The organism is Streptomyces sp. NPDC041200 (genome assembly GCF_055591805.1).
Genome location: NZ_JBVIZF010000001.1, coordinates 659646 through 681762 on the forward strand (window position 1 = coordinate 659646; position 22117 = coordinate 681762).

Sequence of the window (22117 nt, forward strand, 5' to 3'; positions counted from 1 at the left end):
GGGGGTGACGCCCGACGAAGGTGAGCACGCGATGGCCGTCAGCGCGGTTCCCTGGGGGCCCGACTTCGGCGAGCTGGCCCGGCAGGACCCGGAGCTGGCCGGGATCATCCTGAGCGAGCTGGAGCGGGTCCGGGACGGGCTGCAGCTGATCGCCGCGGAGAACTACACCTCGCGGGCCGTGCTAGCCGCCCTGGCGTCGCCGCTGGCCAACAAGTACGCCGAGGGCTACCCCGGGGCTCGCCACCACGGCGGCTGCGAGCAGGTGGACCTCGCCGAGCGGGTGGCCCAGGACCGGGCCACGGCGCTGTTCGGCGCCGAGCACGCCAACGTACAGCCGCATTCGGGCTCCTCCGCGGTGCTCGCCGCGTACGCCGCGCTGCTGCGGCCGGGCGACACCGTGCTGGCGATGGCGCTGACGCACGGCGGCCACCTCACCCACGGCTCCCCGGCGAACTTCTCCGGCCGCTGGTTCCACTTCATCGGCTACGGTGTCGACCCGGCCACCGGGCTGATCGACTACGACCGGCTGCGCGATCTCGCGCTCGCCCACCGCCCGAAGGCGATCGTGTGCGGCTCGATCTCGTACCCCCGGCATCCGGACTACGCCGCCTTCCGGGCCGTCGCGGACGAGGTGGACGCGTATCTCGTCGCCGACGCCGCGCACCCCATGGGCCTGGTGGCCGGGAAGGCGGCGCCGAGCCCGGTGCCGTACGCGGACGTCGTGTGCGCCACCACGCACAAGGTGCTGCGCGGGCCGCGCGGCGGAATGCTGCTGTGCGGGGCGGAGCTGGCCGAGCGGGTCGACCGCGCCGTGTTCCCCTTCACCCAGGGCGGCGCCCAGATGCACACCGTGGCGGCCAAGGCGGTCGCGTTCGGTGAGGCCGCGACGCCCGCGTTCGCCGCGTACGCCGGGCAGGTCGTCGCCAACGCGCGGGTGCTCGCCGACGGGCTGGCGGCGGAGGGGCTGACGGTGGCCACCGGAGGCACCGACACCCACATGATCACGGTCGATGTGTCCCCGCTGGGGCTCGACGGCCGTACGGCGAAGGCCCGTTGCGCGGCCGCCGGGATCATCCTGGACACCTGCGCGCTGGCCTCAGCCACCGAACCCGGCGGCTGCGTCCGGGGGTTGCGGCTGGGCAGCGCGGCGGTGACGACGCAGGGGATGGGCGAGGGCGAGATGGCGCGGATCGGCGCGCTGCTGACGACCGCTCTGCGCGAGGACGAGCCGGTGCCCGGGGCGGGCGGCGTGCGCGCGCAGGTCAGGGAGCTGGCCGCGGCTTTTCCTCCGTATCCGCGGTCGTAAACCCGGTAATGCGGAACGAAATAGGTGCCCTTGCGCCGTCGTGAGGTCCGGTAATATTTTGAGCGCATGGCGAATCAGGTCGAATCCTCATCGGAAATTCTGTCGTACGTACGCGACGTATCGCTGCGGGAAGACGATATTCTGCGCGACCTTCGTGAACTCACCGGTGAACTGCCCATGGGGCAGGCCATGCAGGTGATGGCCGAAGAGGGCCAGTTCCTGGCCTTTCTGGTCGGCCTGATCGGCGCCCGGAACGTCCTGGAGGTCGGGACGTTCACCGGCTACAGCACGCTGTGCATGGCGCGGGCGATCCCCGCGGGAGGGCGGCTGGTCACCTGTGACATCACCAGCAAATGGCCCGAGATCGGTGCCGAGTACTGGGCCAAGGCGGGCGTCGCCGGCCGTATTGACGTCCGTATCGGCAATGCTGTCGAGACGCTTTCCGGGCTTCTCACTGAAAGCGGTGCGAACTCATTCGACTTCGCGTTCATCGACGCCGACAAGGTGAGCTACCGCCAGTATTACGAGGCGGCTCTCGACCTGGTGCGGCCCGGCGGACTCATCGCCGTCGACAACACGCTGTTCTTCGGCCGGGTGATCGACCCCGCCGCTCAGGACCCCGACACCGTCGCCATTCGTGACCTGAACGCCTTCCTGCGCGACGACCACCGGGTGGAGCTGTCGCTCCTTCCGGTGGCCGACGGCGTCACCCTGCTGCACAAGAAGGGCGGCCGCCCTCACTGAGGCTGTACTGAATCTTCACCCGGTTGCGGGGGAGGCCCTGCCGCGCGCCTCCCGGGCGGACTATCCGGACATTCCGCACTGGCTGCATCCCGGCAACCGGGGAGAGGCCCGGGCCGGGCCGCGACGGCGGACGGCCATGTGCGGAAGGTGCGACGAGGTGGTCGTGGGGCACCGGCCGCCACTGCCGGTCCCCGGCACACCGGGAACCGGAGCAGGCTAGGGTGAGGTCTCCTAGGGTGTGGTTCCCTGATCTGCCTCGCGACGTCTGGGGAATAGGTGCGTGAATACCTGCTGACTCTGTGCATCGTGGCCGCGGTGACGTATCTGCTCACCGGACCGGTGCGGAAGTTCGCCATCGCCGCTGGTGCGATGCCGGAGATCCGGGCCCGCGATGTGCACCGTGAGCCGACTCCGCGGCTCGGAGGGATCGCCATGTTCGGCGGCCTCTGCGCGGGGTTGCTGGTGGCCGCTCACCTCACCAACCTCAAGGATGTCTTCGAGACGTCCAACGAGCCGCGCGCGCTGCTCTCCGGCGCCGGGCTCATCTGGCTGCTCGGGGTCCTGGACGACAAGTGGGGCGTGGACGCGCTCATCAAGCTGGGCGGCCAGATGATCGCCGCCGGTGTGATGGTGCTCCAGGGGCTGACCATCCTGTGGCTGCCGGTGCCCGGTGTGGGCCCGGTCTCGCTGACGCCCTGGCAGGGCACGCTGCTGACGGTGGCTCTGGTCGTCATCACCATCAACGCGGTCAACTTCGTTGACGGGCTGGACGGTTTGGCGTCCGGCATGGTGTGCATCGCCGCCGCCGCGTTCTTCATGTACGCGTACCGCATCTGGTTCGGCTACGGGCTGGAGGCCGCCGCCCCCGCGACCCTGTTCGCGGCTGTCCTCATGGGCATGTGCCTGGGCTTCCTGCCGCACAACGCCCACCCCGCGCGGATCTTCATGGGCGACTCGGGCTCGATGCTCATCGGGCTGGTGCTCGCGGCGGGCGCGATCTCCATCACGGGCCAGGTGGACCCGGACGCGATGAAGCTGTTCGCCGGGTCGGAGACGGCCGCGGTGCACGCCACCGTGCCGGTCTACATCCCGCTGCTGCTGCCGCTGACCGTCATCGCGGTGCCCTTCGCGGACCTGGTGCTCGCCATCGTCCGGCGCACCTGGCGGGGCCAGTCGCCGTTCGCGGCGGACCGCGGCCACCTGCACCACCGGCTGCTGGAGATCGGCCACTCGCACAGCCGGGCCGTGCTGATCATGTACTTCTGGTCGGCGCTGATCGCCTTCGGGGCGGTCGCGTACTCGGTGAACTCGGCGGGCGTGTGGTTCGTGCTCGCGATCGTCGTGCTGAGCGCGGTGGGACTGGTGCTGTTGCTGCTGCCGCGCTTCACCCCGCGGGTCCCGCGGTGGGCGGAGGCGTTCGTACCGCCGCGCTACCGGCGCCGGGTGGTGGCGACGGAGCAGGTCGCGCAGCCCACCACCGACCCGGTCACGGAGCAGGTCGAGCCGGAGCGTCGGGAACAGCCGGAGCAGCCCGCCCCGCAGCCGGTTCCGGCCGGGCTGAACGGCGCCACCGCGATCGGTGACCGGTCCCGTTTCCCGCACCGCAGGAAGATCGGAAGCCCTCAGTGACGGCTACGCGCTAGGTCAACTCCTATACGTTGCGTAACCCGCGCGTGTGACGTGCAGCACAAGGGGCGGGTAAAGACCTCATCAAATAGTTTGTGATACCGTTCACTAAACCCGGTGCTAGAGCCCAGGGACCGTAGTGCGACGGTCCTTCGCCGTGAGGTTCTTCCCTTCCCCGGGGATACGCTCGTCCACGACGAATCGTTTGCTTCCGACTCTTGCCGGAGAAACCCTTCATGCAGTCCAACGACGCCAGAACGCTGCTCAGTTGCGCCGTGCCCACCGCCGTGGTCGGTGTTGTCGCAGTCGTGCTCAGTGCTGTGCTTGCCGGTGGCAAGGGCGTGTTGGGAGCCGTTTTCGGTACGGTCCTCGTGGCCGCGGTCATGACAGTGGATCTGATCGTGTTGCTGCGGACGGCGAAGTACATGCCGCATCTCTTCCAGATGATGGGGCTCGCGCTCTACGCGGTGCAGTTCCTGCTGATCGCGGTCGTGCTCGCCGTCTTCAAGGACACCACCCTGTTCAACACCAGGGCTTTCGCCTTCGCACTGCTCGCCGCGACGCTGACGTGGGTTGCCGCGCAGACCCGGTCGCATATGAAGGCCAAGATTCTTTACGTGGAGCCGGAAGCCGAGGACGAACGGAAGCCGGCGGGGGAGAAGAGTGCCTCCCCCGCCGGGTCCCGGTCGTGAGCTGTAGGGCCGGTATAAGGGCACACGCGCTCACCTGCTATCGTCCGGTGCCATCTGAGGCACAGCGGGCGCAGGTGGCTGAACCCCCGGATTCCACGGGGCGGAATCGGCCGCCCATGCAGCTGCTGCCCACCAAGACCGCCGGGCTTGCGCAGACAAGCCGCCCCCACATTCGTAAGACGTCCAGTGCCGTTCCGCGGCAATGCCCCGCGCCGACACAACGAGGTTGCCGTACCCATGCGCCACGCAGAAGGAGCTCGCGGTGAGTTCTAACCAGACGCTCGCCTTCGAGACCGATTGCCACATCTTCGATGGGTGCGGCTTCCCGGCCCCGGGGCTTCATTCCTTCACCTTCGAGCCGATGTTCACGGTCGCCGGCATCGAGATCAACAAGCCGATGCTGCTGGCCCTCCTGGGGACCGTCGTCGTCGTGGCGTTCTTCTGGGCCGCCTTCGGGAAGGCCAAGGTCGTCCCCGGCAAGCTCCAGATGGTCGGTGAGGCGGGCTACGACTTCGTTCGCCGCGGCGTCGTCTACGAGGCCCTGGGGAAGAAGGAGGGCGACAAGTACGTCCCCCTCATGGTCTCCCTGTTCTTCTTCATCTGGATCATGAACCTCTGGTCCGTGATCCCGCTGGCCCAGTTCCCGGTGACGTCCATCATCGCCTTCCCGGTGGGACTCGCCGCGATCGTCTACATCCTGTGGGTCAGCCTCACCTTCAAGAAGCACGGCTTCGTCGGCGGCTGGAAGAACATCGCCGGTTACGACAAGTCGCTTGGCGGGGTCCTGCCGGTGGTCATGGCGCTGGAGCTGCTCTCCAACCTGATCATCCGGCCGTTCACCCACGCTGTCCGGCTCTTCGCCAACATGTTCGCGGGTCACGTGCTGCTGCTGATCTTCACGATCGCCAGCTGGTACCTGCTGAACGGCATCGGGATCGCCTACGCGAGCATCTCGTTCGTCATGACCATCCTGCTGACCGCCTTCGAGCTGTTCATCCAGGCCCTTCAGGCCTACGTCTTCGTCCTGCTGGCCTGCAGCTACATCCAGGGTGCTCTCGCCGAGCACCACTGAGTACCACGTCAGCTCCCGTCCTTAAGGGCGTCCGGTGGCCAATCCCCACCGGTCCGTGAAAGAGAAGGAAGAAACGGCATGTCCGCTCTCCAGACGACCCTCGCCGCTGTCGAGCTCAAGGGCAACCTCGGTTCGATCGGTTACGGTCTCGCCGCGATCGGCCCCGGTGTCGGCGTCGGCATCATCTTCGGTAACGGCACCCAGGCCATGGCCCGTCAGCCCGAGGCTGCCGGTCTGATCCGTGCCAACCAGATCCTCGGCTTCGTGCTCTGTGAGGCGCTGGCCCTGATCGGTCTGGTTATGCCGTTCGTCTACCCGACCAGCTGACGCCACGGCGTACGCCCAGCCCTATCCGACGAAAGGCAATGATGTGAACGCCCTGGTTAACCTGGCGGAGGAGGAAGCGCAGAACCCGCTCCTCCCCCCGATCCCAGAGCTTGTCATCGGCCTGATCGCCTTCGCCATCGTTTTCATCTTCTTCGCCAAGAAGCTCCTCCCGAACATCAACCGTGTTCTGGACGAGCGTCGCGCGGCGATCGAGGGCGGAATGGAGAAGGCCGAGGCAACTCAGGCAGAGGCCCAGCAGGTCCTCGAGGACTACCGCGCCCAGCTCGCCGACGCCCGTCACGAGGCCGCGCGACTGCGCCAGGAGGCGCAGGAGCAGGGTGCCGCGCTCATCGCTGAGATGCGCGCGGAGGGGCAGCGGCAGCGTGACGAGATCATCGCGGCCGGTCACGCCCAGATCGAGGCCGAGCGCAAGCAGGCCGGTACGGCGCTGCGCCAGGACGTGGGCAAGCTCGCCACCGACCTGGCCGGCAAGATCGTCGGCGAGTCGCTCGAGGACGTCGCCCGGCAGAGCCGCACCATCGACCGCTTCCTCGACGACCTCGAGGCCAAGGCGGCCGACGGCTCGAAGGCTGAGGCCGGACGATGAACGGAGCGAGCAGGGAGGCACTGGCTGCCGTGCGCGAGCGCTTCGACGCGCTGACGGACAACACGTCCGTCGACGCGGGGAAGCTCGCCGACGAGCTGGCCGCCGTCACCGCGCTGCTCGACCGTGAGGTCTCGCTGCGCCGGGTCCTCACCGACCCGGCGCAGCCCGGCGAGGCCAAGGCCGAGCTGGCCCAGCGGCTGCTGGGCGGGCAGGTCGGCGGCGAGGTCCTGGACCTGGTCTCCGGCATGGTCCGCTCCCGCTGGTCGCGCTCGCGCGACCTCGCGGACGCGGTCGAGGAGCTGGCGAGCAGCGCCGACCTGGTGGCGGCCCAGCGGGCCGGCACCCTCGACAACGTAGAGGACGAGCTGTTCCGGTTCGGCCGGATCGTCTCCTCCTCGTCCGAGCTGCGGTCGGCGCTGGCCGACCGGCGCGCGAGCGGTACGGCCAAGGCCGGACTGGTCCGCGAGCTGCTGGGCGGCCGGGCCGACCGGGTCACCGAGCGGCTCGTCGTGCGTCTGGTCACCCAGCCGCGCGGACGTAGCCTGGAGGCGGGTCTCGACGAGCTGTCCAAGCTCGCCGCGGCGCGCCGGGACCGGATGGTCGCGGTCGTCACCTCGGCGGTGCCGCTCAGCGACCGGCAGAAGGAGCGCCTCGGCGCCGCCCTGGCGGCGGTGTACGGACACCAGGTGCACCTCAACCTCGACGTGGACCCGGAGGTCCTCGGCGGGGTCGTGGTACGCATCGGCGACGAGGTCGTCAACGGGACCATCTCGGACCGCCTCGAAGAGGCGAGCCGACGGATGGCCGGCTGACTTAAGCCACCAACTCAACAAGCATGTAAGCGGCCCGAGTTGGGCCGTAGTCACTTACTTCGGGCCCAACAAGGAGAGCAGGGAACCCAGATGGCGGAGCTCACGATCCGGCCGGAGGAGATCCGGGACGCGCTGGAGAACTTTGTCCAGGCGTACAAGCCGGACGCGGCCTCGCGCGAGGAGGTCGGTACGGTCAGCGTTGCCGGCGACGGCATCGCGAGGGTCGAGGGTCTTCCCTCGGCCATGGCGAACGAACTGCTGAAGTTCGAGGACGGAACCCTCGGCCTCGCCCTCAACCTTGAGGAGCGCGAGATCGGTGCCGTTGTCCTCGGCGAGTTCAGCGGCATCGAAGAGGGCCAGCAGGTGCACCGCACCGGCGAGGTTCTCTCGGTAGCTGTCGGCGAGGGCTACCTCGGCCGCGTCGTCGACCCGCTGGGCAACCCGATCGACGGCCTCGGCGAGATCGAGACCGAGGGCCGCCGCGCCCTCGAGCTGCAGGCCCCCACGGTCATGGACCGCAAGTCGGTCCACGAGCCGATGGAGACCGGCTACAAGGCCGTCGACGCCATGACCCCGATCGGCCGCGGCCAGCGTCAGCTGGTCATCGGCGACCGGCAGACCGGCAAGACCGCGCTGTGCGTCGACACGATCATCAACCAGCGCGACAACTGGCGCTCCGGTGACCCGAAGAAGCAGGTCCGCTGCATCTACGTCGCCGTCGGCCAGAAGGGCTCCACCATCGCGTCCGTGCGCGGCGCGCTGGAAGAGGCCGGTGCGCTGGAGTACACGACGATCGTCGCCGCCCCGGCGTCCGACCCGGCGGGCTTCAAGTACCTCGCCCCCTACACCGGCTCGGCCATCGGTCAGCACTGGATGTACCAGGGCAAGCACGTCCTGATCGTTTTCGACGACCTGTCCAAGCAGGCCGACGCGTACCGCGCCGTGTCGCTGCTGCTGCGCCGCCCGCCGGGCCGTGAGGCCTACCCGGGTGACGTCTTCTACCTGCACTCCCGGCTGCTGGAGCGCTGCGCCAAGCTCTCCGACGAGATGGGCTCCGGTTCGATGACCGGTCTGCCGATCGTCGAGACCAAGGCGAACGACGTGTCGGCGTTCATTCCGACCAACGTCATCTCCATCACCGACGGTCAGTGCTTCCTCGAGTCCGACCTGTTCAACGCCAACCAGCGGCCGGCCCTCAACGTCGGTATCTCGGTCTCCCGAGTCGGTGGTTCCGCGCAGCACAAGGCGATGCGCCAGGTCTCCGGCCGGCTCCGCGTGGACCTCGCCCAGTACCGCGAGCTGGAGGCGTTCGCCGCCTTCGGTTCGGACCTGGACGCGGCCTCGAAGGCGTCGCTGGAGCGCGGTGCGCGTATGGTCGAGCTGCTGAAGCAGGGCCAGTACGCCCCGTACTCCACCGAGGACGAGATCGTCTCCATCTGGGCCGGCACCAACGGCAAGATGGACGATGTCCCGGTCGAGGACGTCCGCCGCTTCGAGCGTGAGCTGCTGGACCACCTGCACCGTGAGCACAAGGGTCTGCTGACCAGCATCGTCGAGGGCGGCAAGATGTCCAGCGACACGATCGCGGCGCTCGGCGAGGCCGTCGACGGCTTCAAGAAGCAGTTCGAGACCTCGGACGGCAAGCTGCTGGGCGAGGGCTGAGTATGGGTGCCCAGGTCAAGGTCTACAAGAGGCGGATCAAGTCCGTCTCCGCGACCAAGAAGATCACCAAGGCGATGGAGATGATCGCCGCCTCGCGCGTCGTCAAGGCGCAGCGTCAGGTGGCCGCGTCGACCCCGTACGCCACCGAGCTGACCCGCGCGGTCGGCGCTGTGGCCAAGGGCTCCACCACCCAGCACGCGCTGACCACGGAGGCCAAGAACCCGACCCGCGCCGCGGTGCTGCTCATCACGAGCGACCGCGGGCTCGCGGGCGGCTACTCCTCCAACGTCATCAAGTCGGCCGAGCAGCTCACCGAGCGGCTCACCGGTGAGGGCAAGGAGGTCGACACCTACATCGTCGGCCGCAAGGGCGTGGCCTACTACACCTTCCGTGAGCGCAAGGTCACGGAGTCGTGGACGGGCTTCACCGACAACCCGACCTACGCCGACGCCAAGAAGATCGCCGGACCGCTGATCGAGGCCGTGCTCCAGGAGACGGCCGACGGCGGCGTGGACGAGCTGCACATCGTGTCCACCGAGTTCGTCTCGATGCTGACGCAGAGCCCGGTCCAGGACCGGCTGCTGCCGCTCAGCCTCGAGGAGAAGGCGGAGGAGCAGCAGAAGAAGGGCGAGATCCTCCCGCTCTTCGAGTTCGAGCCGTCGGCCGAGGACGTCTTGGACGCCCTGCTGCCGCGGTACGTCGAGGCACGCATCTTCAACGCCCTCCTGCAGGCCGCCGCCTCCAAGCACGCGGCCACCCGGCGGGCGATGAAGTCGGCCACCGACAATGCCGATGAGCTCATCAAGTCGCTCACGCGGCTTGCCAACGCGGCCCGCCAGGCCGACATCACCCAGGAAATCAGCGAGATCGTCGGTGGCGCGAGCGCTCTGGCCGACGCCTCTGCGGGGAGTGACTGACAATATGACCACCACTGTTGAGACGGCCACGGCGACGGGCCGCGTCGCGCGGGTCATCGGCCCGGTCGTCGACGTGGAGTTCCCCGTCGACGCGATGCCGGAGATCTACAACGCCCTGACCGTCGAGGTCGCCGACCCGGCCCAGGACGGGGCGAAGAAGACCCTGACGCTCGAGGTCGCGCAGCACCTCGGCGAGGGCCTGGTGCGCGCCATCTCCATGGAGCCCACCGACGGCCTGGTCCGCCAGGCCCCGGTGACCGACACCGGCGCCGGTATCACCGTGCCCGTCGGTGACGTCACCAAGGGCCGGGTGTTCAACACCCTCGGCAAGATCCTCAACGAGCCCGAGGCCGAGTCCGAGGTCACCGAGCGCTGGCCCATCCACCGCAAGGCCCCGGCCTTCGACCAGCTCGAGTCCAAGACCGAGATGTTCGAGACCGGCCTCAAGGTCGTCGACCTGCTGACCCCGTACGTCAAGGGCGGCAAGATCGGCCTGTTCGGCGGCGCGGGCGTCGGCAAGACCGTCCTCATCCAGGAAATGATCATGCGTGTGGCCAAGCTGCACGAGGGCGTTTCCGTGTTCGCCGGTGTCGGCGAGCGCACCCGTGAGGGCAACGACCTGATCGAGGAGATGGCCGAGTCCGGCGTGCTCCCGCAGACCGCGCTGGTCTTCGGTCAGATGGACGAGCCCCCGGGCACCCGTCTGCGCGTCGCCCTGGCGGGGCTCACCATGGCGGAGTACTTCCGCGATGTGCAGAAGCAGGACGTGCTGTTCTTCATCGACAACATCTTCCGCTTCACCCAGGCCGGTTCCGAGGTCTCGACCCTGCTCGGCCGCATGCCCTCCGCGGTGGGCTACCAGCCGAACCTGGCCGACGAGATGGGCGTCCTCCAGGAGCGCATCACCTCGACCCGTGGTCACTCGATCACCTCCATGCAGGCGATCTACGTCCCCGCGGACGACCTCACCGACCCGGCCCCGGCGACCACCTTCGCGCACCTCGACGCGACCACGGTGCTCTCCCGGCCGATCTCGGAGAAGGGCATCTACCCGGCGGTGGACCCGCTGGACTCGACGTCCCGGATCCTGGACCCGCGCTACATCTCGCAGGACCACTACGACTGCGCCTCGCGCGTGAAGTCGATCCTGCAGAAGTACAAGGACCTCCAGGACATCATCAACATCCTGGGCATCGACGAGCTGGGCGAGGAAGACAAGCTCACCGTCTTCCGTGCCCGCCGCATCGAGCGCTTCCTGTCGCAGAACACCCACGCGGCGAAGCAGTTCACCGGGCTCGACGGATCGGACGTGCCGCTGGACGAGTCGATCGCCGCGTTCAACGCGATCGCCGACGGTGAGTACGACCACTTCCCCGAGCAGGCGTTCTTCATGTGCGGTGGCCTGGACGACCTGAAGGCGAAGGCCAAGGAGCTGGGCGTCTCCTGAGCCCTGTGCTCATGGGAGAGGGGTGGGCCCGGTCCCGCCCCTCTCCGCACGCCCGTTATTCTTTGACGGAAAGCCCTGTCGTTCCCCGGCAGGTTTCAGACCCGAGGAGCCACGTTGGCTGCTGAGCTGCACGTCGAGATGGTCGCGGCGGACCGTAGTGTCTGGTCCGGCACGGCCACCTTGGTCATCGCGCGCACCACATCGGGTGACATCGGCGTCATGCCCGGCCACCAGCCGCTGCTCGGTGTGCTGGAGTCCGGCCCGGTGACCATCCGTACGAGCGACGGCGGGACGGTCGTCGCCGCGGTGCACGGCGGGTTCATCTCGTTCGCGGAGGACAAGCTCTCGCTGCTGGCCGAGGTCGCGGAGCTGTCCGACGAGATCGATGTCAAGCGCGCGGAGCGGGCGCTGGAGCGCGCCAAGTCGGCGGCGGACGCCGCCGCCGAGCGGCGCGCCGACGTCCGGCTGCGTGCGGTGGCGGGAGTGCACTGAGCCTGTCACGTACGGTCGGAAAACCTCAGCCGCGGACCTCGCTGGAGCTCCTCTTCAGCGGTCCGCGGCTGAGGCGATGCAGGTGCGGTTTTTCCGGATGAGGCGAGGAGGTCGGTGAAGATGGTCCTCGCTCTGCTCGTGAGCGGCGTGGTCGTCGCGCTGGTGGTGGCGGGACTCTTCGTCTTCGGGCTGCGGCGGCGGCTGATCCAGCGGTCCGGCGGCACCTTCGACTGTTCCATGCGCTGGGGCGCGCCCGGACCCGAGGCGGAGCCCAGCGGCAAGGGGTGGGTGTACGGCATCGCCCGCTACAACGGTGACCGGATCGAGTGGTTCCGGGTCTTCTCGTACGCGTTCCGCCCCCGGCGCACCCTGGAGCGCGCCTCGATCGAGGTGCTGGAGCGGCGTACGCCCAAGGGTGAGGAAGAGCTGGCCCTGCTCTCCGACGCGGTGATCCTGGCCTGCCGGCACACCGGTACGCGGCTGGAGCTGGCGATGAGCGAGGACGCTCTGACCGGCTTCCTGGCCTGGCTGGAGGCCGCCCCGCCCGGCCAGCGCGTCAACGTCGCGTAGCCGTTTTCAACCCCCCGGCTCTCATACGCCCAGTTCCTGGGCCAGGACGGCCGCCTGCACCCGGCTGCGCAGCTCCAGCTTGGCGAGCACTCTGCTGACGTGGGTCTTCACCGTCGCCTCCGCCATGGTCAGATGCTCCGCGATGCGGGCGTTCGACATCCCCTGGCCCAGCGCGCCCAGCACCTCGCGCTCGCGCGGGGTGAGGACGGAGAGCACCGAGGGATCGGCCGTCCCGGCTCCCGAGCGGGCGAACTCCGCGATCAGCCGCCGGGTCACCGCGGGTGCGATCAGCCCCTCGCCGCGCGCGACCGTACGGACCGCCTCGACCAGCTGTGCCGCGTCGCTGTCCTTGAGCAGGAACCCGGCCGCCCCGGCGCGCAGCGCCCCGAAGACGTACTCGTCGAGGTCGAAGGTGGTCAGCACCAGGACGTCGGCCAGTCCCTCCTCGACCACCTGCCGGGTCGCGGAGACCCCGTCGAGCCGGGGCATCTGGACGTCCATCAGCACCACGTCGGGGCGCAGCTCCCGGGCCAGCTCCACGGCCTGCTGACCGTCGGTGGCCTCGCCGACCACCTCGACGCCGGGCGCCGACCGCAGGATGAGCACGAGCCCGGAGCGCACCGAGGCCTGGTCCTCGGCGACGAGCACCCTCGTCGTCTCCGGCATGGGCTGTAGCTGATGCACCGCGGCTCCTTCTGGATGGTGGGTTGCTCAGGCTCCGTCGCCCAGCGGCAGCGCGGCGCGGACCCGCCACACGGTGCCGGAGGGGCCGGGGACGGGGCCCGCGTCGAGGGTGCCGCCGAGCAGCGTCACGCGTTCCCGCATCCCGATCAGCCCGGTGCCGGAGCCGGGCACCCGCGGCGTGGGGTGTCCGCCGCCGTACGGGCTGGTCACCCTGACCTCCAGGGCGCCGCCGTCCGTACCGCCCGCGGGGTGGGTCAGCGTCACGTCCACCTGGCCGGGCCCGGCGTGCTTGAGGGCGTTGGTCAGGGACTCCTGGACGATGCGGTACGCGGCGAGTTCGACCGGGGCGGGCAGCGGGGCGGAGCCCGCCGGGCGCTCGTCGTACAGGACGAAGTCCTGGCCGCCGGGCGGCGGCGGGCTGGTGGCCCTGGCCTGCTCCAGCAGGGAGTCCAGGGCGCCGAGGGTGGGCGCGGCGGACGGCTGGTGTTCTTCCTCGCGCGCGTCGCGCAGCAGCCCGATCAGCCGCCGCATCTCGGCCAGTCCGCGCACGCTGTTCTCCCGGATGACGCCGAGGGCCTCCTCCGTCGCGGCCGGGTCCTTGAGGGTCTGGGCGGCGGTGGAGTGGATGGCGATCGCGGAGAGGTGGTTCGCGACCATGTCGTGCAGCTCGCGGGCCATCCGCGCGCGCTCGGCGGTGACCGCCTCCCGGCGGTCCAGCTCGGCCAGCAGCGCGGTGCGTTCGGCCTCCAGGCGGGCGGCCGCGGCCTCTTCGCGGTGGTTGCGGACCAGCACCCCGGTCCACGCCGGGCTGATGGTGAACACCGCGACGAGCATGCCGATCAGCAGCGTCCACGGCTCGCGGACGACCGCCAGCGGTACGGCTGTCGCCACTGCCGTGACCAGCACGCACAGCCGGGGGAGGCGGCGGGCGGTGACGGGGGTGCCGTACATGACGCACGCGTAGATCAGGTCCGTGTACATCAGCAGCGTCGCGGCGAGCCCGCCGCTGCACAGGTCCGCGGCCACGGCGGCGGTCCCGATGCCGAGCCCCGCGACCGGCGCCGTACGCCGCAGCAGCTCCGCGCCCGAGATGACGACCAGGGCGACGAGGCCGAGCCACTGGGGCGTGCCGAGGAACGGCGGATTGTTGTGCAGCCCCAGCGTCCACAGCAACGCCCCGCCGAGCACTCCGGCGAGGCCGATCAGCACGTCGTCGCGGTGGGGGCGCGGCAGGTGGCGGCGTGGACGGGACGGCATGCCTCCATCACAGCACGGGGTGCGGGGCCCGGGCCTCCCCACCCGGCCGCATCCTGCCTACATCGAAGGATGCAGCCGGGTCTCATCGCCCGCGACGAGGCGGCCGCCCGGAACGCACGGAAGGCTGAGGAGGAAACGAGGGGAGCGAACCGTGATTGTCGCGCTGATCATCGCCTGTGAGGTCGGCTTCTGGGTACTGCTGGCCGTGGGGCTCGCACTGCGGTACGTGGCGAAGATGCCGCGCGCGGGGGCGGCCGCGCTGCTGTGTGAACCGGCGCTGGAGCTGGTGCTGTTCGTGGCGACCGCGATCGACCTCAAGAACGGCGCCGAAGCGGACATGAGGCACGGCCTCGCCGCGGCCTACATCGGCTTCTCGGTCGCCCTGGGCCACGAGACGATCAAGTGGGTCGACGCGAGGGTGGCCCACCGCTTCTTCGGCGGCCCGCCGCCCGTGAAGCCCCCGAAGTACGGCATGGCCCGCGCGGCCCACGAATGGAAGACCGCCGCCCGCTGGATCCTGGCGGCGGTCATCGCGATGGCCCTGCTCCAGGGCGCGATCTGGTTCGTCGGCGACGACGGCGACGTGGGCTCGCTGCGCGAGTGGCAGGGCAAGATGCTGTTCGTCATGGGCATCAACGTGATCATCGCGCTGACCTACACCCTGTGGCCCAAGCAAGAACCCGCCAGGACAGAAGCCAAGTGAGGTCCGCGTCAGCGGTTTTCGCCGGGGACCCAGAGGACGTCGCCTTCCTCCTTGTTGGCCGTGCGGGCCAGGATGAAGAGGAGGTCCGAGAGGCGGTTGAGGTAGGTCGCGGTGAGCGGGTTCATGGTGTCGCCGTGCTCGGCGAAGGCCGCCCACGTCGACCGCTCCGCCCGCCGGACGACCGTGCACGCCTGGTGCAGCAGGGCCGCGCCCGGGGTACCGCCGGGGAGGATGAAGCTGCGGAGCTTCTCCAGGTCTTCCAGGAAGCTGTCGCAGTCCGCCTCCAGCTTGTCGATGTAGCTCTGCTCGACCCGCAGCGGCGGATGCTCGGGGTTCTCGACCACCGGGGTGGACAGGTCCGCGCCCACGTCGAACAGGTCGTTCTGCACGCGGACCAGGACCCGGGCGATCCCGTCCGGCAGCGAGCCCAGCGCGATGGCCACCCCGATCGCGGCGTTCGCCTCGTTCGCGTCGGCGTACGCGGCGATCCGCAGGTCGGTCTTGTCGGTGCGGCTCATGTCGCCCAGGGAGGTGGTGCCCTGGTCCCCGGTGCGCGTGTAGATGCGGGTGAGATTGACCATGGGTCCGAGCCTACGCGCAGGGTCTACGCCCCGGCCTGCCGGAAGAGGCGGGTGCCGAGCGTGAGGGCGACGGTGGCGAGCCCGGTGGCGACCAGGCAGGCGAGCCCGATCTTGCCGTCCCCGTAGTCCCCGGCGAAGGCGGCCCGTACGCCGTCCACGAGGTAGCGGAACGGCACGAAGTGCGAGGTGATGTCGAGCCAGCGCGGGCCGAGTGACATCGGCAGCAGGATGCCGGAGAGCAGCATCGCGGGCATGGTGACGGAGTTGATGACGGGGGCGAATCCCTGCGGCGACTCCACGCGCATGGCCAGCGCGTACGAGAGCGAGGCGAGCGAGACGGTGAGCGCGGCGACGAAGCCGAAGCCGATCAGGATGCCCGGCAGCGGCGCGCGCAGCCCCATGGCGATGGCGACGAGCACGACCACCACGGACTGGAGCAGGAGCTGGACGACGTCCTTGAGCACGCGGCCCATGAGCAGGGCCAGTCGGCTGACCGGCGTGACCCGCATCCGTTCGATGACGCCCATGCGCTTTTCGAAGATGATGCCGATCCCGGCGAACGAGGCGCTGAACATGCCTAGCTGGATGAGGATGCCGGGGACGATGGTCTGCCAGGAGTTGCCCTCGCCGCCCAGCGGTATGCCGGTGAGCAGCGGGCCGAAGAAGACCAGGAACAGCAGCGGCTGGACGAGGCCGAAGACCATGGCGGGCTTGGAGCGCAGGGTCTGGCGGAGGTGGCGGCGGAAGATCAGGGCCGTGTCGGAGATGACGTGAGGCATGGGGGATCCCGGGGTCAGACGGCGAGCGGGGCGGGGTCGCGCGGTGCGGCGCGGCGTCCGGTGATGGCGATGAAGGTGTCCTGGAGCGTGGCGTCCGGCGAGCCGCCGTACTCGGTCTTGAGCCGCTCCGCCGTGCCCTCGGCGGCTACCCGGCCCTGGTCGACGACCACGAGCCGGTCGGCGAGCGCGTCCGCCTCGTCGAGGTAGTGGGTGGTCAGGAAGACGGTCATGCCGTGCTCGGCACGCAGCCCGCGGATCAGGTCCCACAGATCGGCGCGCCCGGCCGGGTCCAGCCCCGTCGTCGGCTCGTCCAGGAACAGGATCCCGGGCCGGTGGACGAGGCCCAGCGCGATGTCCAGGCGGCGCCGCTGCCCGCCGGAGAGGGCGGCGCACGGGCGGTCGAGCAGCCCGGTCAGGCCCAGGTCGTGGGCCAGCTCGTCGGCGCGGGCCAGCGCCTCGGGCTTGGGGAGCCGGTAGAGCCGCCCCTGGGTGACCAGTTCTTCCCGTACGGAGACGGTGGGGTCGACCCCGCCGGACTGGGCGACGTACCCGATGCGGCGCCGCACCCCGGCCGGGTCGGCGGCGAGGTCATGGCCGGCGACCGTGGCGGTGCCGCCGGTGGGCGGCAGCAGCGTGGTGAGCATGCGGAGCGTGGTGGTCTTGCCCGCGCCGTTGGGGCCGAGGAAGCCCAGGATCTCCCCGGCTTCGACGGTCAGATCGATGCCGCGGACGGCCTCCACGGGGCCGCGCTTGGTCCGGAAGGTGCGGGCGAGCCCGCTCGTGGTGATGACTGGCATGGCCCCAAGAAAAGCAGGGTCGCTTAAATTTTGCAATGACCCCAAAGATCAAGCGAGTCCAGCGAAGCTAGGATGAGGGTATGGCGGAAGGGCTCAGGGAGCGGAAGAAGCGGCAGACCAGGCAGCACATCTCGGATGTCGCGACCGGGCTGTTCATGGAGCGCGGCTTCGAGACGGTCACGATCGCGGAGATCGCCGAGGCGGCAGAGGTCTCCGTGAACACGGTCTACAACTACTTCCCGGCCAAGGAGGACCTCTTCGTCGACCGCGAGGAGGAGATCGTCGACCGCCCCTCCCGGCTCGTGCGGGAGCGCGCAGTCGGCCAGTCGGCGGCGCGGGCGATCGTGGAACAGCTGCGCCAGGACATCCGGGAGCGGCACGCCTATGTCGGGCTGAGCGCGGGCCACGACCGGTTCCGGCAGGTCATCACGGAGTCGCCCGCCCTGATGGCCAGGCTGTTCACCATCCAGGGCAAGGCCGTCAGCCGGCTCGGTGGCACCCTGCGCGAGGAGGCGGCCACCGACCCGCAGGACCCGACCCCCGAGTTCGTCGCCCACCAACTGGTCGGGCTTCAGAACGCCATTCAGCGCTGCATCACGCACGGTCTCACGGAGGGCGGCGGCGTGGACGAGGTCGCCGAGGACGCCCTGCGGAAAGTCGACGTCATGGAGTCGCTCCTCAGCGACACGGTGCTCAACTATGCGGTGAAGAACACACCGTGACGCGCCTTACCAAGGGGTGCCCGAAGGGGTGAACGGGCGTTAAGGTCCACGCACACCGAACGTCGACGAAAGGGTGTGTGTCGTGGCCAAGAAGCTCGCGGTCATCGGAGCCGGACTCATGGGGTCCGGCATCGCGCAGGTCTCCGCCCAGGCGGGCTGGGACGTCGTACTGCGCGATGTGACCGATGAGGCGTTGCGGCGCGGCACCGACGGAATCCGCGCCTCTTACGAGAAGTTCGTCTCCAAGGGCAAGCTGGACGCCGCGGACGCCGAGCAGGCGCTCGCCCGCATCACCACCACGACCGACCTCGACGCCGCCGCCGACGCGGACGTCGTGGTCGAGGCCGTCTTCGAGCGGATCGACGTCAAGCGGGAGATCTTCCGCACCCTCGACGGCCTGGTCAAGGACGACACCATCCTCGCGTCCAACACCTCCGCCATCCCGATCACCAAGATCGCCGCCGCCACGGAGCGCCCGGAGCGGGTCGTCGGCACCCACTTCTTCTCGCCCGTCCCGATGATGCAGCTGTGCGAACTGGTGCGCGGCTACAAGACGAGCGACGAAACACTCGCCGCGGCACGGGAGTTCGCGGAGGGCGTGGGCAAGACCTGTATTGTCGTCAACCGCGATGTCGCGGGCTTCGTCACCACGCGCCTGATCTCGGCACTCGTGGTCGAGGCCGCCAAGCTGTACGAGTCCGGGGTCGCCACGGCCGAGGACATCGACATCGCCTGCAAACTGGGCTTCGGTCACGCGATGGGACCCCTCGCGACGGCCGACCTCACCGGCGTGGACATCCTGCTGCACGCCACCGACAACATCTACACCGAGTCCCAGGACGAGAAGTTCGCGCCACCGGAGATCATGCGCCGGATGGTCGACGCGGGTGACATCGGCCGCAAGAGCGGTGGGGGCTTTTACCGCTACTGAGGGCCCTGGTGCGGCGCCAGGCCCGCAACTCACCCTGACGGGTGAATTCGGTATCGGTTCGCTTACAGACGGCAACTTCCTCGGGTGCGGGGCAGTCAGTTCTGTAGAGAGAAATGGCGCATTGACGACACGACGACTCGCACCATCCAGGGGAGCGCATTATGCACATCAGGGGCGACCACGCCGAGCTGGTCGTCGGGGGCCGACTGGACGTCCGGAGCGCGGCGGACGCCCGTACGGCCCTGCATACCGCCGTTGACTCCGGTGGCGGGGATCTCGTACTCGACCTGACCGAGCTGGACTCCTGGGACGCCACCGGGCTCGGCGTGATCATGGGGGCGCACCGGAGAGCGGGCCGGGTGGGCCGGCGGCTCGTCCTGCGCGGGGTGCCGCCGCAGATGCAGCGGCTGCTGGTGGCCACCCGGCTGCACCGCATCCTGGCGATCGAGGGCGGGCTCGAAGCGGAGACGCTGCCGCGCGTCTGAAGTCCCGAATCCCCGGGGTGGCGCGGGCCGTTCCGGGGTCGGTGGATACTGTGACGAGGTCTTGTCCGGCACTCACCGGACATCATCCCTACGGCGGCACACACCGGCGCGCCACGCATCTGGGGGGCACAGGGCCATGGAGCAGCACCACCGCGCACCGCACGAGCACGGCCACGACGACCCGAGCCCGCGTCCCGCGGACGCCGCCGCCGCGCCGCAGCAGCCGCGGGACGCGGACGTGCCCGCGGCACCGCCCGCGGCCCTGCCCGCCCGGCCTGCGGCTTTGCCCGTGCGGGGCCCCGCCAGGGGCGGCGGTTCGGGTGCGGCGGAGGGCACCGCGGAGACCGGGCCCGCCAGCCCCGTCCGTACCGTACGCATCGTCACCGGCGACCATCTGCTGACCGTCAACCCGGTCGACGGCAGCGAGATAGAGCCCTGCCCGCCCGGCGAGCGGTCCGCCCCGTCCGCCCGGCCCGAGCGGCACACCCCCGACCAGCGCGCCGAGCTGCGCCGGGCCGCCGCCGCGCCCCGGCCGTCCGGCACGGTGGTGCCCGACCTGCCGATGCTGGAGCGGGACGAGGAGCGCGAGCGGCTGGCCCGGCTGCTGGCCCGCGGCCGCTCCGTACGGGTCACCGGACCCTCCGGCGCCGGGCGCAGCGCGCTGCTGGAGGCCGTCGCGGCGGACTGCGAACGCCTGGCGCCGGACGGCGTCGTACGGCTCTCCGGCTACCGCCGCACCCCCACCGACCTGCTGTACGACCTGTACGCCGCCGTCTACCGCGCCCCGCTGTACCGGCCCGAGCGGGCGGAACTGCTGGAGGTGGTGCAGGACATCGGCGCGGTCGTCGTCCTCGACGACATCGAGTTCGGCGGCGCCGCGCTCGACGAGTTCCTCGACGCGACCCCCGAATGCGCCTTCCTGATCTCCGCCACGCCGGACGTCGCGGCCCCGTCCGCCGATTCGCACCTCGAAGAGGTCTTCCTCTCCGGGCTCAGCCGCACCGCCGGTCTGGAGCTGCTGGAGCGGGCCGTGCGGCGCCCGTTGGAGGAGGACGAGGCGAGCTGGGCGGCGGACCTGTGGTTCGAGTCGGAGGGGCTGCCGCTGCGGTTCGTACAGGCGGGTGCGCTGCTGCGGCAGCGCGAGGCGGCTGTGGCCGACGCCTCGACTGCCGCCTCGACTGCCGCCTCGGCAGACGCCTCAGCCGACGCCTCAGCCGACGCCTCGGCAGACGCCTCAGCCGACGCCTCGGCAGACGCCGAACCGCATGACGCGGTGCCGCCCCTGCCCCCGATACCCGAGGCCGCGGCCCCGGCCGCGCTGCTCGCCGCGGGGCTGGGCGAAGCGGCCCGCGACGCCCTGCGGTTCGCGGTCGCGCTCGGCGGCGAATGCCCGCACCAGGCCCATCTGCCCGCCCTCATCGACGACCCGCACGCGGACGCGGCCCTCGGCGAACTGCTCGCCCACGGCCTGGTCACCACCGTCGGCCCGCACTACCGGCTGGCGGCCGGGGTCGCGGACCAGCTCGCGGCGGACGGGTACGCGGGCGACGCGGCCGAGTCCGCCGGGCGGGCGCACACCGTGGCCCAGCACTACACCTGGTGGGCCGCGCACCCCTCGGTGGCGCCCGAGCGCGTCGCCGTCGAGGCGGACGCGATACTCGCCGCGATGGCCGCCCTGGTCACGGGCCGGGAGGCCGGGCACACCGACGCCGCCGTGGATCTGGCCCGCGCCGCCGCCCCCGCCTTCGCCGCGGCGCTGCAGTGGGGTGCCTGGGAACGCGCCGTGCGGCACGGCCAGGAGTCGGCACGGCTGGCCGGGCAGGTCGCCGACGAGGCGTACTTCCACCACGAGCTGGGCGTCCTCGCCCTGTGCACCGGCAACCTCGACCGGGCCCGCGCCGAGCTGGAGGCGTCCATCGGGCTGCGCGGCGCGCTGGCGGACAAGCGCGGAACGGTCGCGGGACGCAGGGCGCTGGCGCTGGTGAGCGACCGTTCGGGCGCGGCCATGGCGGACGCGTTCGGGCCGGGCGTCGTGCGGACGCGGCCCCCGGCTCCGGCGCCGGGGGAGAACGCGACCACGACCATCACCCCGGTGGTGGCCGAGCCGGAGACGACGAAGATACCCCCGGTGGCGGCCACGGCGACGCTACCGGCACAAACCGCCCCCACCCCTGCTCCCGCTCCCACGCCCACTCCCGCCAAGCCACGCACTCCACGCGGCCCGAACGCCCTCCGAAAGCTGGCGTTGACCGGCGCCCGGCGCAACATGGCCGCCGCGGGAGCGGGGGTGCTGCTGGTGGCCGTGCTCGGCACCGTGGTGACTCTGGGCGCCATCGGCGGCGATGGCGAGAAGGGCGCGCCGGACCGGGTCAAGCCGCGGGAGTCGGCGTCGAAGCAGGACGACGACAAGGACCTGACGGCCGACGAGCCGTCGGACGCCCCCGGTCAGCAGGCGCCCCAGCCGGGGCTGAGCAATGTGCCGCTGTCGTCGCCGTCCTCGGTGCCGTCGAGCAGCGGGACCCCGAGCGGGTCGGCCGGACCGTCCGACCCGTCGACGACGGGTGAGCCGTCTCAGCCGCAGACCCCGTCCGCGCCGACGACGCCCCCGACCACGCACGAGCCCACGCATGCCCCGACGGGCGGTCCCACGACGGGCGGCCCCACGACCCCGCCCCCGTCTTCCACGCCGACGAGGCCCACGGCCCCGCCGACCACAGCGACATCCACCTCGACCACGGCCAGCGGTCCGCCGTCGGCAAGCGGTTCGGCGACCTCGCCGAGCGCCTCCGCGTAGCCGGGTTCCCTGCCCCGCCCCTTCCCGGTACCGGGGCTCCGCCCCGGGCCCCGGTGGCGGCGGGGTCCTGAACCGGCCGGGACGCTGTCGGCCACCGTGGCCAGAATGGG

General features: G+C 70.5%; 23 protein-coding genes. 18 read left to right on the top strand and 5 right to left on the bottom strand.

The features are described from left to right. Window positions 1-31: 31 nt before the first annotated feature. From ACZ6CL_RS03165 to ACZ6CL_RS03225, 13 genes are all read left to right on the top strand, one after another. A complete protein-coding gene (locus tag ACZ6CL_RS03165) occupies window positions 32-1306 on the top strand; it encodes a serine hydroxymethyltransferase (RefSeq protein WP_468930471.1) in 1275 nt (424 codons plus the stop codon). A gap of 66 nt (window positions 1307-1372) precedes the next feature. Continuing rightward, window positions 1373-2050: an O-methyltransferase gene (locus ACZ6CL_RS03170; RefSeq protein ID WP_468930472.1), complete on the top strand. Its 678-nt coding sequence runs from the start codon at window positions 1373-1375 to the stop codon at window positions 2048-2050. 276 nt (window positions 2051-2326) lie between these two features. Further along, complete coding sequence (locus ACZ6CL_RS03175; protein ID WP_468930474.1) at window positions 2327-3679, top strand: MraY family glycosyltransferase; 1353 nt, start codon at window positions 2327-2329, stop codon at window positions 3677-3679. A 233-nt stretch (window positions 3680-3912) separates the two neighbouring features. Next, window positions 3913-4368, top strand: coding sequence for a hypothetical protein (locus tag ACZ6CL_RS03180; RefSeq protein ID WP_468930475.1), 456 nt, complete (start codon window positions 3913-3915; stop codon window positions 4366-4368). Window positions 4369-4630: 262 nt separating this feature from the next. After that, window positions 4631-5440 (top strand): F0F1 ATP synthase subunit A, encoded by an 810-nt coding sequence (atpB, locus tag ACZ6CL_RS03185; RefSeq protein ID WP_468930477.1) that lies wholly within the window; start codon window positions 4631-4633, stop codon window positions 5438-5440. Between the two features lie 78 nt (window positions 5441-5518). Further along, a complete protein-coding gene (gene atpE, locus ACZ6CL_RS03190; protein WP_450880814.1) occupies window positions 5519-5767 on the top strand; it encodes an ATP synthase F0 subunit C in 249 nt (82 codons plus the stop codon). A 43-nt stretch (window positions 5768-5810) separates the two neighbouring features. After that, window positions 5811-6374: a F0F1 ATP synthase subunit B gene (locus ACZ6CL_RS03195; RefSeq protein ID WP_468930479.1), complete on the top strand. Its 564-nt coding sequence runs from the start codon at window positions 5811-5813 to the stop codon at window positions 6372-6374. Further along, window positions 6371-7186, top strand: a complete 816-nt coding sequence (locus ACZ6CL_RS03200; protein WP_468930482.1) for a F0F1 ATP synthase subunit delta — start codon at window positions 6371-6373, stop codon at window positions 7184-7186. The genes ACZ6CL_RS03195 and ACZ6CL_RS03200 overlap by 4 nt, the downstream gene beginning before the upstream one ends. Before the next feature lie 90 nt (window positions 7187-7276). Continuing rightward, window positions 7277-8848: a F0F1 ATP synthase subunit alpha gene (atpA, locus tag ACZ6CL_RS03205; protein ID WP_468930484.1), complete on the top strand. Its 1572-nt coding sequence runs from the start codon at window positions 7277-7279 to the stop codon at window positions 8846-8848. 2 nt (window positions 8849-8850) lie between these two features. Further along, a complete protein-coding gene (locus tag ACZ6CL_RS03210; RefSeq protein ID WP_468930487.1) occupies window positions 8851-9765 on the top strand; it encodes a F0F1 ATP synthase subunit gamma in 915 nt (304 codons plus the stop codon). Between the two features lie 4 nt (window positions 9766-9769). Next, a complete protein-coding gene (gene atpD / locus ACZ6CL_RS03215) occupies window positions 9770-11212 on the top strand; it encodes a F0F1 ATP synthase subunit beta (RefSeq protein ID WP_468930489.1) in 1443 nt (480 codons plus the stop codon). Between the two features lie 114 nt (window positions 11213-11326). Continuing rightward, window positions 11327-11704: a F0F1 ATP synthase subunit epsilon gene (locus ACZ6CL_RS03220; RefSeq protein WP_385440221.1), complete on the top strand. Its 378-nt coding sequence runs from the start codon at window positions 11327-11329 to the stop codon at window positions 11702-11704. 120 nt (window positions 11705-11824) lie between these two features. Further along, complete coding sequence (locus ACZ6CL_RS03225; RefSeq protein ID WP_385440220.1) at window positions 11825-12274, top strand: DUF2550 domain-containing protein; 450 nt, start codon at window positions 11825-11827, stop codon at window positions 12272-12274. A 21-nt stretch (window positions 12275-12295) separates the two neighbouring features. Here the strand turns inward: ACZ6CL_RS03225 and ACZ6CL_RS03230 are convergent, their stop codons facing one another. Together ACZ6CL_RS03230 and ACZ6CL_RS03235 are read right to left on the bottom strand one after the other, a co-directional pair. Continuing rightward, entirely contained in the window at window positions 12296-12940 is a 645-nt protein-coding gene (locus ACZ6CL_RS03230) for a response regulator (RefSeq protein WP_468931258.1), read from the bottom strand. A 45-nt stretch (window positions 12941-12985) separates the two neighbouring features. After that, window positions 12986-14215, bottom strand: coding sequence for a sensor histidine kinase (locus ACZ6CL_RS03235; RefSeq protein WP_468930492.1), 1230 nt, complete (start codon window positions 14213-14215; stop codon window positions 12986-12988). Between the two features lie 151 nt (window positions 14216-14366). Here ACZ6CL_RS03235 and ACZ6CL_RS03240 point away from each other — a divergent pair, with 151 nt between their 5' ends. After that, window positions 14367-14918 (top strand): hypothetical protein, encoded by a 552-nt coding sequence (locus ACZ6CL_RS03240; RefSeq protein WP_468930493.1) that lies wholly within the window; start codon window positions 14367-14369, stop codon window positions 14916-14918. An 8-nt stretch (window positions 14919-14926) separates the two neighbouring features. Here the strand turns inward: ACZ6CL_RS03240 and ACZ6CL_RS03245 are convergent, their stop codons facing one another. The 3 genes from ACZ6CL_RS03245 to ACZ6CL_RS03255 are packed head-to-tail and all read right to left on the bottom strand — an operon-like array spanning window position 14927 to window position 17075. Next, window positions 14927-15499, bottom strand: a complete 573-nt coding sequence (locus ACZ6CL_RS03245; protein ID WP_468930495.1) for a cob(I)yrinic acid a,c-diamide adenosyltransferase — start codon at window positions 15497-15499, stop codon at window positions 14927-14929. A gap of 23 nt (window positions 15500-15522) precedes the next feature. Then, a complete protein-coding gene (locus ACZ6CL_RS03250; RefSeq protein ID WP_468930498.1) occupies window positions 15523-16278 on the bottom strand; it encodes an ABC transporter permease in 756 nt (251 codons plus the stop codon). A gap of 14 nt (window positions 16279-16292) precedes the next feature. Continuing rightward, the gene (locus ACZ6CL_RS03255) at window positions 16293-17075 is read right to left on the bottom strand and encodes an ABC transporter ATP-binding protein (protein ID WP_468930501.1); all 783 of its coding nucleotides are present in this window, start codon (window positions 17073-17075) and stop codon (window positions 16293-16295) included. An 80-nt stretch (window positions 17076-17155) separates the two neighbouring features. Here ACZ6CL_RS03255 and ACZ6CL_RS03260 point away from each other — a divergent pair, with 80 nt between their 5' ends. The 4 genes from ACZ6CL_RS03260 (at window position 17156) to ACZ6CL_RS03275 (ending at window position 22007) form a co-directional block, all read left to right on the top strand. Further along, window positions 17156-17797, top strand: a complete 642-nt coding sequence (locus ACZ6CL_RS03260; protein ID WP_468930503.1) for a TetR/AcrR family transcriptional regulator — start codon at window positions 17156-17158, stop codon at window positions 17795-17797. A gap of 82 nt (window positions 17798-17879) precedes the next feature. Continuing rightward, window positions 17880-18728 (top strand): 3-hydroxyacyl-CoA dehydrogenase family protein, encoded by an 849-nt coding sequence (locus tag ACZ6CL_RS03265; RefSeq protein WP_468930505.1) that lies wholly within the window; start codon window positions 17880-17882, stop codon window positions 18726-18728. Window positions 18729-18889: 161 nt separating this feature from the next. After that, complete coding sequence (locus tag ACZ6CL_RS03270; RefSeq protein WP_358623993.1) at window positions 18890-19213, top strand: STAS domain-containing protein; 324 nt, start codon at window positions 18890-18892, stop codon at window positions 19211-19213. Between the two features lie 136 nt (window positions 19214-19349). Beyond that, window positions 19350-22007: an ATP-binding protein gene (locus tag ACZ6CL_RS03275; protein ID WP_468930507.1), complete on the top strand. Its 2658-nt coding sequence runs from the start codon at window positions 19350-19352 to the stop codon at window positions 22005-22007. Window positions 22008-22117 lie beyond the last annotated feature (110 nt).